The 15,037-nt window shown below is 64.0% G+C and carries 14 protein-coding genes; 4 read left to right on the top strand and 10 right to left on the bottom strand.

What is annotated here, in order from left to right; all coding sequences use genetic code 11:
* Window positions 1-87: 87 nt before the first annotated feature.
* On the top strand, window positions 88-885 hold the full coding sequence (locus Q0S16_RS16390; protein ID WP_295850112.1) for an ATP-binding cassette domain-containing protein: 798 nt from the start codon (window positions 88-90) through the stop codon (window positions 883-885).
* The gene (locus Q0S16_RS16385) at window positions 882-2,438 is read left to right on the top strand and encodes a glycine betaine ABC transporter substrate-binding protein (protein WP_295850110.1); all 1,557 of its coding nucleotides are present in this window, start codon (window positions 882-884) and stop codon (window positions 2,436-2,438) included. Before Q0S16_RS16390 ends, Q0S16_RS16385 begins: the two co-directional genes overlap by 4 nt.
* Window positions 2,439-2,590: 152 nt before the next feature.
* Here Q0S16_RS16385 and Q0S16_RS16380 read toward each other — a convergent pair whose 3' ends face one another.
* From Q0S16_RS16380 to miaA, 8 genes are all read right to left on the bottom strand, one after another.
* Window positions 2,591-4,297 (bottom strand): sulfatase-like hydrolase/transferase, encoded by a 1,707-nt coding sequence (locus Q0S16_RS16380; RefSeq protein ID WP_295850108.1) that lies wholly within the window; start codon window positions 4,295-4,297, stop codon window positions 2,591-2,593.
* Window positions 4,298-4,404: 107 nt separating this feature from the next.
* On the bottom strand, window positions 4,405-5,286 hold the full coding sequence (locus Q0S16_RS16375) for an rRNA adenine N-6-methyltransferase family protein (protein WP_295850105.1): 882 nt from the start codon (window positions 5,284-5,286) through the stop codon (window positions 4,405-4,407).
* A gap of 172 nt (window positions 5,287-5,458) precedes the next feature.
* Entirely contained in the window at window positions 5,459-6,478 is a 1,020-nt protein-coding gene (gene ilvC, locus Q0S16_RS16370; RefSeq protein WP_295850101.1) for a ketol-acid reductoisomerase, read from the bottom strand.
* 145 nt (window positions 6,479-6,623) lie between these two features.
* A complete protein-coding gene (locus Q0S16_RS16365; RefSeq protein WP_295850143.1) occupies window positions 6,624-7,232 on the bottom strand; it encodes a LysE family translocator in 609 nt (202 codons plus the stop codon).
* On the bottom strand, window positions 7,232-8,104 hold the full coding sequence (locus tag Q0S16_RS16360; RefSeq protein WP_295850100.1) for an EamA family transporter: 873 nt from the start codon (window positions 8,102-8,104) through the stop codon (window positions 7,232-7,234). Before Q0S16_RS16360 ends, Q0S16_RS16365 begins: the two co-directional genes overlap by 1 nt.
* A 19-nt stretch (window positions 8,105-8,123) precedes the next feature.
* Entirely contained in the window at window positions 8,124-8,666 is a 543-nt protein-coding gene (gene ilvN, locus Q0S16_RS16355; protein ID WP_295850099.1) for an acetolactate synthase small subunit, read from the bottom strand.
* Between the two features lie 181 nt (window positions 8,667-8,847).
* Window positions 8,848-10,623 (bottom strand): acetolactate synthase 3 large subunit, encoded by a 1,776-nt coding sequence (locus Q0S16_RS16350; RefSeq protein WP_295850097.1) that lies wholly within the window; start codon window positions 10,621-10,623, stop codon window positions 8,848-8,850.
* A gap of 426 nt (window positions 10,624-11,049) precedes the next feature.
* Window positions 11,050-11,970 (bottom strand): tRNA (adenosine(37)-N6)-dimethylallyltransferase MiaA, encoded by a 921-nt coding sequence (miaA, locus tag Q0S16_RS16345; protein WP_295850094.1) that lies wholly within the window; start codon window positions 11,968-11,970, stop codon window positions 11,050-11,052.
* A 1-nt stretch (window position 11,971) separates the two neighbouring features.
* Here miaA and serB point away from each other — a divergent pair, with 1 nt between their 5' ends.
* Window positions 11,972-12,862, top strand: a complete 891-nt coding sequence (serB, locus tag Q0S16_RS16340) for a phosphoserine phosphatase SerB (protein ID WP_295850092.1) — start codon at window positions 11,972-11,974, stop codon at window positions 12,860-12,862.
* Between the two features lie 174 nt (window positions 12,863-13,036).
* Here serB and Q0S16_RS16335 read toward each other — a convergent pair whose 3' ends face one another.
* Window positions 13,037-14,560: a Do family serine endopeptidase gene (locus tag Q0S16_RS16335; protein ID WP_295850090.1), complete on the bottom strand. Its 1,524-nt coding sequence runs from the start codon at window positions 14,558-14,560 to the stop codon at window positions 13,037-13,039.
* A gap of 30 nt (window positions 14,561-14,590) precedes the next feature.
* Between Q0S16_RS16335 and Q0S16_RS16330 the strand changes: the two genes are divergently transcribed.
* Window positions 14,591-14,734, top strand: a complete 144-nt coding sequence (locus Q0S16_RS16330) for a hypothetical protein (RefSeq protein WP_295850089.1) — start codon at window positions 14,591-14,593, stop codon at window positions 14,732-14,734.
* A gap of 21 nt (window positions 14,735-14,755) precedes the next feature.
* Here the strand turns inward: Q0S16_RS16330 and Q0S16_RS16325 are convergent, their stop codons facing one another.
* The gene (locus Q0S16_RS16325) at window positions 14,756-14,956 is read right to left on the bottom strand and encodes a DUF2065 domain-containing protein (protein ID WP_295850086.1); all 201 of its coding nucleotides are present in this window, start codon (window positions 14,954-14,956) and stop codon (window positions 14,756-14,758) included.
* Window positions 14,957-15,037: the final 81 nt, after the last annotated feature.

Raw genomic sequence — 15,037 nt, 5'->3', positions numbered from 1 at the left:
CGTTGCCGATGGCTTAGCGTTCTGGCGACAACAATTCAACGCCCCCTCGGGTTTGGCGGGCTGGCCCGGCCGTGGTAGTCGGACAACATGACCAGCGCTCCCCTGATCGCCTTCACCGATGTAAGCAAGAGCTTTGACGGCGGTGCCGTGAAGGCGGTCGACGACGTCTCGCTGGACATCGCCGAAGGCGAGTTCCTCGCCATTGTCGGCGGCTCCGGCTCCGGCAAGACCACGCTGCTGCGGCTCGCCAACCGGCTGATCGATCCCTCCAGCGGCACCGTCACGGTCGCCGGCGAGGATGTCGCTTTGAGCGATCCGATCGGACTGCGACGCCGTATCGGCTATGTGTTCCAGAGCGGCGGGCTGTTTCCGCATCTGAGCGTCGCCGACAATATCGGCATCACGCCAAAATTGCTGGGCACGCCGGCCAATGAAATCGCGGATCGCGTCGACGAGTTGCTCGACCTCGTCCGCCTCGACCGCACACAACATCGCGACCGCTTTCCGCACGAACTGTCCGGCGGCCAACGCCAGCGCGTCGGCGTCGCGCGCGCGCTGGCTGCCCGTCCCCGCATCGTGCTGATGGACGAACCGTTTGGCGCACTCGATCCCTTGACCCGCGATGCGCTCGGCGACGATTTTCGCGCCCTGCATGACAGGCTTGGCCTCACCACCATCATGATCACCCACGACATGACCGAGGCGATCCTGCTCGCTGACCGCGTCGCGGTGATGCGCAGCGGAAAGCTGTTGGCGCAAGGCACGCCGACTGAACTCTCTGACAGCACCGACGCCTATGTCGGCGAGTTGCTGGGAACGCCAAGGCGACAGGCCGAGCGGCTGCAAATGCTGTTGCCCCGCCAGGCGGCAGGCGGCCCGGCATGAGCCTGTTCAGCGATCCGCGCTGGAGCGAGGCGCTCGGCCATCTTCCGGACTATCTCGGCAATCATGTCCGCGTCAGCGTCACCGCTCTGGCGCTCGGCCTCGTCATCAGCCTGCCGCTGGCGATCATCGCGCGGCACCGGCCGGTGCTGCGCGGCACCCTGCTCGGCCTCGCCAGCGTGGTGCAGACGGTGCCGGGCCTCGCTCTGCTCGCACTGTTCTATCCGCTGCTGCTGGCCCTCGCCGCGCTGTCGCTGAAATATTTCGGGGCCGGTTTTTCGGCCTTCGGCTTCCTGCCCTCTGTGCTGGCGCTGGCGCTGTATTCGATGCTGCCGGTGCTGCGCAACACCATCACCGGCCTCGACGGCGTCGATCCCGCGCTCACCGAAGCGGCGCAGGGCGTCGGCATGACGCCACGGCAATCGTTGTTCATGGTCGAACTTCCGTTGGCGCTGCCGGTGATGATGGCCGGCATCCGCACCTCCGCGGTGTGGGTGATCGGCACCGCGACGCTGTCGACGCCGATCGGCCAGACCAGCCTCGGCAACTACATCTTTGCGGGATTGCAGACGCAGAACTGGGTGTTTGTCCTGTTCGGCTGTTTTGCCGCCGCGCTGCTGGCGCTGGCGGTGGACCAGTTGCTGGCGTTGATCGAGACCGGCATCCGGCTACGCCATAAGATTCGCGTCGCGATCGGCGGTCTCGGCATCCTCGCGCTGGTGCTGGCGACGCTGGCGCCGTCGCTGTCAAATTCCCCCACACGGATCGTGGTCGGTGCCAAGACCTTCACCGAATCCTACGTGCTGGCCGCCTTGATGGCGCAGCGACTGCAGGCAGCGGGCGTCCCCGCCAGCACCCGTGAAGGGCTCGGCTCCAACGTCATCTTTGATGCGTTGGTGACCGGCGACATCGACGTCTACATCGATTATTCCGGCACGCTGTGGGCCAACCAGTTTCACCACACCGACATCGTCCCGCGCGAGCAATTGCTGGCCGGCCTGAAGGACACGCTGGCAAAAACGAACATCACGCTGCTCGGCGAGATGGGCTTCGAGAACGCCTATGCGCTGGTGATGCCGCGCCAGAAGGCCGAGGCGCTCGGCATCAGGAGCGTCGCCGATCTTGCCGCGCGTGCGGCAACCATGACCATCGCCGGCGACTATGAGCTCTTCTCACGGCCAGAATGGGCCGGACTGCGACAGGCCTACGGTCTCGCCTTCCGCGCCCAGCGCACCATGCAGCCCGACTTCATGTATGCCGCGGTGGCGTCTGGTGAGGTTGACGTCATCGCCGGTTACACCAGCGACGGGCTGATCGCGAAATACGATCTGGTGGTGCTCGACGATCCCCGCCACGCCATCCCGCCCTATGACGCGATCCTGCTGCTGTCCGGCAAGCGGGCGAGTGATGAGAGATTAAAGGCCGCGCTGCAGCCGCTGCTGGGAAGCATCGACATCGCCACGATGCGCGAGGCCAACCTGCGCGCCGCCGGCGGCGACGGCGACAGTTCGCCGGCCGCGGTAGCACGGTGGTTGTGGGAGAAAATCAAAAAGTAGGATGGATGTGGCTTCGCTTCACCCATCCTATGACTCACCCCGGTCATTGCGAGGAGCGAAGCGACGCGGCAATCCAGGAGCCAAAAGCGAAGAACTGGATTGCTTCGTCGCAAGGGCTCCTCGCAATGACGATCGTGGATGTGGCCCCTGGCTCAAAGGTTCTTGATCATACCGGCGTCAATCAACAGCCGGTTGAAGCGCCGCGCTTCGGCGCCGTCCTTGCAAGCGTAGAACATGCCCTTGCAGCGGATCATGATCTTCTTCTGCTCCTCGAACGACGGGTCGAGCGGGATTCCGGCGGCTTCCTGGATCACCAGCGGCAGATAAGGCCCGTCGATCGTGTCCATGATCGCCTCGCTCTTCACCGGCTCGAAATTGATCGCATCGATCGCGTAATACGTGGCGTAATAGCGCGGGTCATAGGCCATCAGCTTCTTGCCGATGCCGGCCTCGTCCAGCGACGGATCAAGTACGCCGGGGGAAAATTCCGGCTGGTGGTCGCCATAGCGCACGATCAGGAAGGGCTGCGCCGGAAACTGCTTCTTCAGCCGCGCCAGAAACGCGCCGTAATGATCGACGCTCATCGCCTGGCGACGCAGATATTCATCGACCACCGGCACGTTGCCCGGCGCGCGCCAGGATGGCGTCAGCTCGGGATGAAATTTGGTCTCCCAGGGAAAGTGATTGGCAGCGAGGTAGACGAACATGAACAGCGGATTGGCCGGCGGCTGCTCGGCCATCAGCCGCAGCGCGGAATTGTAGAAGAAGCTGTCGGGCTCGACGCCCTTGGCGCCGAGATCCTTGGCATCATAAAAACGCTGCATGCCGGTCGTGGCCTGGAAGTTACGCGCGCTCATGAAGGCGCCGAACGCCGGGTAAACCGACATCGTGCTGTAGCCGCAGCGCCGCAGCGCCAATGGCAGGCCGCGCTCGACGCGGCCCGCGGCGATCCGTGTTACGAAGTACGAGAACCGGCCGAACGAGCGCGCTGACAGCCCGGCCAGCACATTGTATTCGGTGAACCAGCTCGGCCCGCCATTGCTCTCGGCAAGGAATTTTCGCGCCCGGCCGTCGTATGAATTAAAGTAGCTGCCATAGCCCGCCGGCGTCCGGATGCCCGCGGCCTGGCGGATATCGAACGAGGATTCGTCATGCACCATGATGATGTGCGGGCGCCGCCCGGCCGGATGGCAGGAATCCTCCAGCGGCATCTTCAGCCGCTCGGTGACGACGGCGTCGGAATCCATAAAGCCGTAATTGGCAAAGTCGGACACCGCGGTGACGCCGGAGCGCGCGAATTTCGACAGATAACCGTCGTCGTAATAGCCGCGCCACGCCTCGTCCGGCCAGGTGAAGGCATAACCCACCAGCGCCGCGAGGCAGGCCAGCGTCGCCGCGGCGGCCGGCAGCCGGCGAATCCGGAACGGATCCAGCCACCACAGCGCATACATCAGCGGCAGCACCACCAGAGCGGCGCCGACCGCGGACCAGCGCAGGTTCGGGAAGATCGTGAACAGGAACGCGGCGGTGTCGCGGTCGATCACCATCAGGTCGACGAAATTGGCGGTCATCTGCACCACGTCGTGCTTCAGCCGCGACAGCAGCACCAGGATCACCACCAGCGTCAGTGACAGCGCAGCGGACAGTGCCGGGCGACGCAGCAGCGCGATCCAGAAAAAATTCAGAATGCCCCAGGCCAGCATGAAGCCGAGCCTCGAGTTGAAGTCGGTTTCGGTCTGGAACATCACCAGCAGCGCGCCGAAATGCGGCGCGGCCACGGCGAGCGGTCGCCAGACGCCGATCGGTGCCGCCGCGGCAGCGGTTGGCGCGGTAGGTACGGGGTTCAGCGGGGGCGCCATGGGGTGACGCTATGATGCCGGCAAGGCCCGGGCCTTGGCTGGCGGCGGCCAGAAGGCGGACGACGCAGCCGGACAGTGCGACGTGTCATAAAAATGTAGTGGAATTGTTATGAACACGCAATGAACTTGACGCCGTCAGCCACTTCCATGCCGGCGTTCCAGGCGGCGTCTTGCGTCGACAGCCACCAGCCATCTCCCGCAAACCAGCAGGTCTCGTCGTCAACCGGATCGACGCGAAATGACCGGACTTGATCCCAGCGACCAGCAAACGCTTCGCGAAGCCGCCGGCTGGCGTCCTCGTCCTGCGGGCCCTGGCAGCCGATGAACTGCGCCCGCATCAGAAACCGGGCGGGCCAGTGCGGCCCCGAGTTCGGCCGCGTGATCATCAGCATGCCGCCGCTGGCCTGTTCCGGCTGTAGCGGAAACACCAGCCGGCCGCCGGGGCGCAACGCATTGAGCCAACTCCGGCTCGGTTGGGTGATGCCGGCGCAGACATAGACTAGATCGACCTTCGGCAGTTGGTCCGCAATGCCGGACAGCGCATGGACTTTGACCTGCGGCCGGTCGCGGAGATTTTCCGTTGCGCACGCGGCCAGCCCGGTATCGATTTCATAGGCCTCGACGCGGCCGTTCGGCCCGACCAGCTCGGCGAGGATCGCGCTGTAGTAGCCGGTGCCGGCACCGACCTGCAGCACCGCGTCGCCCTCCTTCACGCCGGCGGCGTCGAGCCACATCGCATGCGCGCTCGGCATGCCGATATTAATGCCGCGCTCGGCATCGAGCGCGAGCAGGGCATCCTGATAGAGGAAGGCCGGATCGTCGTCCGGCGCCGCGACGTAGACGAAGGCATTGCTCATCAATGACCACGGACCCGGCCCCGCGAACGGCTCGCGCGGCACCGCGGCGAAAGCCGCCTCGATTCGCTTGTCGCGATGTCCGGCAATGAAGCTGGCAAAGAACGTTCGTAGTTTCTGCGATCTGTCATCCATGGAGCAGCTCCGGCGTCGCGGCGGGCTACCATATCTTAATACCACCATCCATCAACGAAAAACGGGACCACGTTGCCGCGATCCCGTCGTTACCTCACCCTCGTGTCCCGGACGCGGTGCGGCACTCTTGTGCTGCGTCGCGTCCGGGGCAGGATCCCTGCTTTGGCGAAGCTTAGTTCTTGGTCTTGTCGACCAGCGCGCCCTTCTTGATCCAGGGCATCATGTCGCGCAGCTTGGCGCCGACGTCTTCGATCGGATGCGCGGCGAGTTTCGCACGCGTCGCCTTGAACGAGGTCTGGTTGACCTTGTTTTCCAGCATCCAGTCGCGCGCGAACTTGCCAGACTGGATATCATCGAGCACGCGCTTCATCTCGGCCTTGGTCTCCGCGTTCACGATGCGCGGGCCGGTGACGTATTCGCCATATTCCGCCGTGTTGGAAATCGAGTAGTTCATGTTGGCGATGCCGCCTTCATAGATCAGGTCGACGATCAGCTTCACTTCGTGCAGACACTCGAAATAGGCCATTTCCGGCGCGTAGCCGGCTTCCACCAGCGTCTCGAAGCCAGCCTTGATCAGTTCGACCAGACCGCCGCACAAAACCGCCTGCTCGCCGAACAAATCGGTCTCGCACTCTTCCTTGAACGAGGTCTCGATGATGCCGGCGCGACCACCACCCACGGCGGAGGCGTAGGACAGGCCGAGATCATGGGCGTTGCCGGAGGCATCCTTGTGGATCGCGATCAGGCAGGGCACGCCGCCGCCGCGCTGGTATTCCGAACGCACCGTATGGCCCGGGCCCTTCGGCGCGATCATCAGAACGTCGAGATCGGCGCGCGGATCAAGCAGGTTGAAGTGCACGTTGAGGCCATGGGCGAACAGCAGCGCCGCGCCCTTCTTCATGTTGTCATGCATGTGCTCACGGTAGATGTCGCCCTGCAATTCGTCGGGGGTCAGCATCATCATGATGTCGGCCCACTTCGAGGCCTCGGCGACTTCCATCACCTTGAAGCCGGCGGCCTCCGCCTTCTGCGCCGAGGTCGAGCCCTTGCGCAGCGCGATCGCGACATCCTTGACGCCGGAATCCTTCAGGTTCAGCGCGTGGGCATGGCCCTGGCTGCCGTAGCCGACGATGCAGACCTTCTTGCCCTTGATCAGGTTCAGGTCGGCGTCACGATCGTAGTAAACTCGCATGGTCGTTTCCTTTATTCGGCAACCTGCTGTCGTTGCCCGTTCGAAGCAGTCAGGGCCGACGGCCGCTGACCATGAATTGCCGCCGGTTTCTAGGGCGACGTAAGCCGCGAGACAAGCCCGCGACGGTGATTTGTGACAGCGGCACTCATGGCTCGTGCAGCACCGGATACAGTGAGGCCACCAGCAGGACGCCCATGGCGATATTGAAGGCGCGCACGGCACGGGGCGATTTTACCAGCGATTGCAGCGAGGTGCCGCATAGCACCCAGCTTGCCGAGGAGGCCGCGCCGAATAACAGCGACAGCGCCGCCTGCACCGCCACGTTCCAGGGATAAGAGGCTATCGCCGCATAGGCGGTAATGGTGCCGATCGCCATCACCCAGCCCTTGACGTTGACCCACTGAAACAGCGCGGCGCCGAGAAACGTCATCGGCCGCCGACGATCGGCCGCGTCGGGATCAGGTGGGGCAGAAAGTGCGATCGCAGCGGCGAGATAGAGCAGATAGGCGGCGCCGGCATATTTCAGCACCGTCTGCAGCACCGGATAGGTCGTGAATACGGCGCCCAGCCCAAGTCCAGTCACCGCGATCATGAACGCGAAGCCGAAAGTTACCCCGGCCATATGCGGGATAGTTCGCCGGAAGCCGAAGTTCAGGCCTGACGACAGCAGCATGATGTTATTCGGCCCGGGCGTGAAGAACATCACCACGGCAAACAGCAGGAAGGCGATGAACAGCGAGTGCGATATCTCCATCACGCCACCTCGACAAGGACAGGCGGTCGCCGCGAGAGCAGCATCACCCCGATGCCGGCGATCACAACCACCATGCCGGCAAGACGCAGCGTCCCGAATTTCTCGTCGAACACGAGCGCCGAGGCCCCGGCACCGATGAACGGCACCAGCAGGGCGAACGGCACGACCTGTGCCGCGGTATAGTTGCGCAAAAGCCGGCCCCAGATCCAGTAGCCGAGCGTCGTCCCCAGCAATCCCAGGGCCAGCACACATCCCGCCACCGCCAGAGAAATTTGCGACAGCGCCAGCCAGGTCACGCGCGGCCCGTCAACCACGAACAAGGCTGTCAGCAGCGGCAGCATCGCGATCAGCCCGATCCAGGCAAACAGGTCGAGCATCGGCACCGCGCGGGCCTGCCGCAGCAGCAGGTTCGATACCGCGAAGCTGACCGGCGCCGTCATCAGCACCGCGAAAGCCACGACGCTGAAATCGTAGCCGACCGTCAGGCAGATCAGCAGCAGCCCGCAGCTCGCGATACCGATCCCGAGCACCTGAATTCGGGTTGGCAATTCGCGCAAAAACAGCGCGGCAAAGGCCACCGTGAACAGTGCCTGACTCTGCACGATCACCGCCGTCAGTCCGGCCGGCACGCCGTGTTCGATACCATAGGTCTGCGCCATGAACTGCGCCACCAGCAGCCAGCTGATCGCAAATACCAGCGTCCATGACATTTTCGGACGCGGCAGCACCACGCACGGCAGCGCCGTGATGGCGAAGCGCAGCGCCGTCAGCAGCGTCGACGACATCTCGTCGAGCGCGATCCGGGTCAGCACGAAGCCAACGCCCCAGATCACCGCCACGGTCACGGCGAGTGCGATATCGAGAGGTTTCATGATTGCGATGCGCGCGAGGCTACATCCCCTCCGGGCCGCGGCTGATGGCGGCGACGCCGGTGCGGGAGATCTCGACCAGGCCAAGCGGCCGCATCAGGTCGATGAACCGGTTGATCTTCGACGAGTTGCCGGTGATCTCGAACACGAAACTCTCGGTGGTTGCGTCGATGACGCGGGCACGAAACGCTTCCGCCAGCCGCAGCGCCTCGACGCGGTGCTCGCCAGTGCCGCGCAGCTTGACCATCGCCAGTTCACGCTCGATCGAGCGGCCGGAGGTGGTCATGTCAACGACGCGATGCACCGGGATCATGCGCTCGAGCTGATGCTTGATCTGGGTGATCACCATCGGCGTGCCGGTGGTGACGATGGTGATGCGCGAGACATGCTTCTGGCTCTCGGTCTCCGACACCGTCAGGCTCTCGATATTGTAGCCGCGGCCGGAGAACAGGCCGATGACGCGCGCGAGCACGCCGGGCTCGTTGGCGACCAGCACCGACAGCGTATGTGTCTCGCTGGCATCGTGGCGGTCTTCCATGAAATAGGCGGAGGCGGGCTGTTCCATTGTCGTCCTCGGTTTCAATCGTCACTCTAGCGTTGCGCCAGGCGCTGTAGCTCCCTCTCTTCTATGGGGAGAGGGTTGGGGTGAGGGGGAGCCGCAGACTCTACAGCCGTGAAGGCCCCTCACCCGATCGTCATTGCTGCGCTTCGCCGGTCACCTCTCCCAACGGGAAGAGGTGAAGTCATCACACCAGCGCGCTGCCGCCAGCGAAGGCGGCCGCGGTGGCTTCGTCATTGGCTTCCAGCGGCAGCAGCATTTCATTATGCGCCTTGCCGGACGGGATCATCGGGAAGCAGTTTTCCAGATTGGCGACGCGGCAGTCGAACAGCACCGGCTTCTTCACCTTGATCATCTCGTGGATCGCGCCATCGAGGTCGCCGGGCTTCTCGACCCGGAAACCGGCGCCGCCATAGGCCTCCGCCAGCTTGACGAAGTCCGGCAGCGCCTCGGAATAGGAATGCGACAGCCGGTTGCCATGCAGCAGCTGCTGCCACTGCCGCACCATACCCATATACTGGTTGTTGAGGATGAAGATCTTGATCGGCAGGTTATGCTGCACCGCGGTCGACATCTCCTGCATCGTCATCTGCACCGAGGCATCGCCGGCGATGTCGATCACCAGCGAATCCGGATGCGCGACCTGCACACCCAATGCCGCCGGCAGGCCGTAGCCCATGGTGCCCAATCCGCCCGACGTCATCCAGCGATGCGGCTCCTCGAAGCCGAAGAACTGCGCCGCCCACATCTGGTGCTGACCGACTTCGGTAGTGATGTAGGTGTCGTGGCCGCGAGTCGCCTCGAACAGGCGCTGGATCGCGAATTGCGGCAGGATCACATCGGCGCTCTTCTTATAGGCCAGCGAATTGCGGGCACGCCAGGTGGTGATCTCCTTCCACCACGCATGGGTGTCCGGCTTCTTCGCTTCCGCCTTGAACACCTGCACGATGTCGCCCAGCACATTGGCGCAATCGCCGATGATCGGCACATCGACGCGGATGTTCTTGTTGATCGAGGACGGATCAATATCGATGTGGATCTTCTTGGAGTGCGGCGAGAACGCATCGGTGCGACCGGTGATCCGGTCATCGAAGCGCGCGCCGACGCACAGCATGACGTCGCAATCATGCATCGCCATGTTGGCCTCGTAGGTGCCGTGCATGCCGAGCATCCCGAGCCAGTTCGGACCGGACGCCGGATAGGCGCCGAGGCCCATCAGCGTCGAGGTGATTGGGAAGCCGGTCAATTCGACCAGCTCACGCAGCAGTTTCGACGCCGCCGTGCCGGCATTGATGACCCCGCCGCCGGAATAGATCACCGGCTTCCTGGCGCCGGCGAGCAGCGCCACCGCCTTGCGGATCTGCGCGGCATCGCCCTTCACCCGCGGCGTATAGGAGACGTGAACGTCGGATTTGCGCGGCGGATGATAGGTGCCGACCGCGAACTGCACGTCCTTCGGCACGTCGACGACGACCGGGCCCGGACGGCCGGTCGTGGCGACGTAGAATGCCTCATGCAGCACCTTGGCCAGATCGTTGACGTCGCGGACCAGCCAATTGTGCTTGGTGCAGGGCCGCGTGATGCCGACCGTGTCGCATTCCTGGAACGCATCATTACCGATCAGGTGCGTCGGCACCTGTCCGGTGATGCAGACCAGCGGGATAGAATCCATCAGGGCGTCGGCCAGCGGCGTCACCATGTTGGTCGCACCAGGTCCCGACGTCACCAGCACCACGCCGGGCAACCCGGTCGAGCGCGCATAGCCCTCGGCGGCATGGCCGGCGCCCTGCTCGTGGCGGACCAGGATGTGTTCGACTTCGGACTGCTGGTAGATCTCGTCATAGATCGGCAGCACGGCGCCGCCGGGATAGCCGAACAAATGCTTGACGCCGTGATCGGCGAGCGCGCGGACGATCATTGCCGCGCCGGTCATCTGGTTGGGATCGTGGGGCTTGTCGGTCATGGCTGGCTCCGGAGGCGCCGATCGGCGCGGCTTGGTAGGTCGTTTCGGACAATAAAAAAGGGCCCCGTCAAGGACCCCAGCACACCGCCTGCGAGTGGATGGCCTCAGCCACCCCCGGCGGTGTGCCTGGGTACGACGATAATAAGAAGCTGGGTAATTTTATTGCGCATGTGAACGCTCGGACTTCCCAAAGATTGCGCGGAACATAGCTGCCAAACCCGGGAAGTCAAGGGAAAGGCGGCAACAAACGCGTGATTTAGAAGCTAGCCGCCCGTTTCGTGTTCGGCTAGCACATAATTCGAGCAGGCAGCCATGCGTGCGGCTTTGTCCTCCCAGGTCATTGCGAGGAGCTAAGCAACGCGGCAATCCAGAAGGCCACTTGCGAAGACTGGATTGCTTCGTCGCAAGTGCTCCTCGCAATGACGGTCAAAGGCTGGCGTCCAACAACGGCCCCGCCGCCTCCAGCGTCATCCATTCAAATTCCGGCAATTGATGCCTAAACCAGGTGAATTGCCGCTTGGCATAATGCCTGGTATCGGCGCGGCCGATCACCGCCGCCTCTTCCAGCGAGAGTTCGCCGGCGAGATGCCGGATCAGCGCCGGCACGCCATGCGCCTTCATCGCCGGCAGCAGCGGATCGAGGTTTCGCGCGGCCAGTGCCGAAACCTCATCGAGTGCCCCTGCCCCCAGCATCACATCGAAGCGCGTATCGATCCGTGCATAAAGCTGGTCGCGCTCCGGCGTCAGGAACAGCGCCGTAAAACTGTCCGGCGGCAGCAGCGGCGGCGGCGCGGCGCGGTGCCAGTCGGTCAGCGAGCGCCCGGTGGCCTCGACCACTTCCAGCGCGCGGGCGATCCGGGTGCGGTCGTTGCGATGCAGCCGCTCGGCGGAGGCCGGATCGCGCAAGCCGAGCTGCGCATGCAGCGCCTCCGGCCCCAAATGCGCCAGCCGCGCGCGAACATCGTCACGCACCTCGGCGGATATCGGCGGCACGTCGGACAGCCCCCGCGTCAGCGCCTTGAAATACAGCCCGGAGCCACCGACGAAGATCGGCAACCGGTTTTCCGCCCGCACCTCCGCCAGTACCTTGGCAGCCTCGGCGACCCAGGCACCGGCGGAGAAATTCACCGCGGCGTCGACGGTTCCATACAGCCGGTGCGGCAGCTCGGCCTCATCGACCTGCGTCGGCCGCGCGGTCAGCACGCGCAGGTCGCGATACACCTGCATGGAATCGGTATTGATGATCACGCCACCATGCGCATGCGCCAGCCGCACCGCCAGCGCCGACTTGCCGCTGGCGGTAGGCCCTGCGATAAGCAGCGCTCTGTGGTCTGGCCCGGAATTCATCATGTCTCTTGTTGCGACCCTGATCTGCCATCCCGCCGATCCCGCCCTCGATAGCACGATCGTCGAAGGCGCGCGCGCGGTGTTGCAAGGCGCCAACGAGGCGCACTGGCTCAGCGACGGCGTCGCCGCCGATATCTTTTTTTCCAGCGACGAAGACATCGCCGTGATCGCCGAACGGCTGCGCGCCGCGCGCGGTGACCTCGCCATCGACGTTGTCGTGCAGCCCCGCGCGACACGGCGCAAGAAGCTGTTTCTGGCCGACATGGATTCCACCATGATCGGCCAGGAGTGCATCGACGAACTCGCCGACTTTGCCGGGCTGAAGGCCCATGTCGCCGCGATCACCGAGCGGGCGATGCGCGGCGAGATCGAATTCGAGCCGGCGCTGCGCGAACGCGTCGCGTTGCTCAAGGGACTGCCCGTCAGCGTCATCGACGAGGTGCTGGCGACGCGGATCACGCTGACCTCGGGCGCGCGCGCATTGGTACAGACCATGCGCGCCGATGGCGCCTACACCTGCCTCGTCTCCGGCGGCTTCACGCTGTTCTCGAGCAAGGTCGCCGAGCTGATCGGCTTTCAGGAGAACCGCGCCAATGAATTGCTGGTCGAGGACGGCAAATTATCCGGCCTGGTCGCCGAGCCGATCCTGGGCCGCGCCGCCAAGCTGGCGACGCTCGACGATCTCCGGGAATCCTTCGATGTCGATGGAATCGACACGCTGGTAGTCGGCGATGGCGCCAACGATCTGGCGATGATCGAAAGCGCCGGGCTGGGTGTGGCCTATCACGCCAAGCCCGCGGTTGCCGCCGCGGCCGCCGCGCGCATCGACCATGGCGACCTCACCGCGCTACTTTATGCGCAGGGCTACAAGCGATCAGAATTTGTGAGCTGAAGGTTCGGGGCGCCGGTGCTTCTTCCCTCTCCCCTTGTGGGAGAGGGTGGATCGAACATGCGGCGCATGTTCGAGACGGGTGAGGGGCAGCATCAAAGCTCGGGGGTCCCCTCATCCGCCTCCGCTTCGCGGAGGCGCCTTCTCCCACAAGGGGAGAAGGAAGAAGGCTACGCCCTACTGCACGCCCAGCGCGACAAACCGCAACTCGCCTTCGCCGTTCGACACCAGCAACAGCACCGACTTCTTGCCATCCTTCTTCAAGGCATCGACGCGCTTCTTGACGTCGGCGGCGTTGGTGACCGCCTCCTGCGCCACCTCGACGATGACGTCGCCAGCACTGAGCCGCTTTTCGGCGGCATCCGAGCCGGTATCAACGCCGGTCACGATCACACCCTTGACGCTGTCCTTGATCTTGAACTTGGCGCGCAAATCCTTGCTGAGCCCGGTGAGATCGAGGCCAAGTGCTTTCTGCGTCACCGGCTTGTCGGCTTCCGGGGCCGTTTTCACCGAGGCCTGTACCGGCTTCTCGCTGTCCTCGAGCCGACCGAGCGTGACCTGTCTGGTTTCTTCCTTACCCTTGCGGATAATCAGCACGTCAACCGCCTTGCCGACCGCGGTATCGGCGACCACGCGCGACAGGTCCTTCGGCTCCTTGATATCCTTGCCGTCGAACTTGACGACGACGTCGCCGGTCTCGAGGCCGGCAGGCTTGGCCGGACCCTTGTCGTCGATGCCGGCGATCAGCGCGCCACGCGCGGGCTTGATGTTCAGGCTCTCGGCGATCTCGTCGGTGACCGGCTGGATGCGGACACCGAGCCAGCCACGGCGCAGCTCACCGAATTCGCGCAACTGCGCGACCACCTGGGTCACCGTCTTCGACGGCACCGCAAAGCCGATGCCGATCGAGCCGCCGGACGGCGAGATGATCAGCGTGTTGACACCGATCACATCACCGTCGAGGTTAAACAGCGGACCGCCGGAATTGCCGCGATTGATCGCTGCGTCGGTCTGGATGTAGCTGTCATAGGGACCGGAATTGATGTCGCGGTTCCGCGCCGACACGATGCCGGCGGTGACGGTGCCGCCGAGGCTGAACGGGTTGCCGATCGCAATCACCCATTCGCCGAGCCGCAGCTTCTCGGAATCGCCGAACTTCACCGCGATCAGCGGCTTCACCGGCTTGAACTTCAGCACTGCCAGATCGGTCTTCTTGTCGACACCGACCAGCTCTGCCTTGATCTTGGTACCGTCATTCATGATGACGTTGATCTCGTCGGCGTCGGCGATGACATGGTTGTTGGTGACCACGATGCCGGAGGTATCGATGATGAAGCCGGAGCCCAGCGAGTTGGTCTTGCGCGGCTGCATGCCACCGTTCTTGTCGCCGCCGGGGCCTCCCTTGCGGTTCTTGAAGAAGTCGTCGAAAAATTCCTCGAATGGCGATCCCGGCGGCAGTTGCGGCATCGCTCCGCGCGGATTGTCACCGGCGCTCTTGTCGCCACTGCCCTTGTTGGCATCGACGGTCTGAGTGGTGGAAATATTGACCACCGCGTCGATCACCTTCTCGGCGACATCCGCGATCCCGTCGGGACCGCGGGCAACGGCCGGCGCGGAAAAAATGGCGACGGCGGCTCCAAGGCAGGCCCCCGTCAGCAACGGGCGAAGGCGAGCGCTCAGGGCTGGAATCGCAATAGGCATGGGACAAACGTCTCCTGGAGAGGGTCGGCAATGGTGCAGATTGCGCCCGAACGGCGCGTCGGCGCAAGCCTGCCGGGGCCGCCGTGTGGCTTTGTCATCAGGATCGCAGATTGCGGCAAATTGCGGACGAAGAAACGCACGATCACGTTGATCGGTCAGCATTTTTCGGTGTGAGGCGAGGGCTGGAGGGCGCGGTTACCGGCGTACGAACCAGATCAGGATCAAGCCACCAATGGCCGAGCCGATGCCGGCGATCCGCAAAATATTGTCAGGGGCGGCCAGCGCACTTTTCATGGCGCGCCGCATCCAGCCTGGAATGGCCAAAAACAGGAGACCTTCCAGCACGAACAAAATACCGATGCCGATCAGGAAGTCGCCGAACGCTATGGACCCCATCCGACTTCAACTCCCGAACCGTTCGCACCCTACGCGCATTTTTTTCAAAAAAAGAGGCGCGCCTTTCAGGGCGCGCCTTTC

The sequence above is a fragment of the Tardiphaga sp. genome (genome assembly GCF_025356345.1).
Lineage (GTDB): Bacteria > Pseudomonadota > Alphaproteobacteria > Rhizobiales > Xanthobacteraceae > Tardiphaga.
Note: the sequence above shows the minus strand (reverse complement) of the source record. Positions and strands in the feature narration are given on the sequence as shown.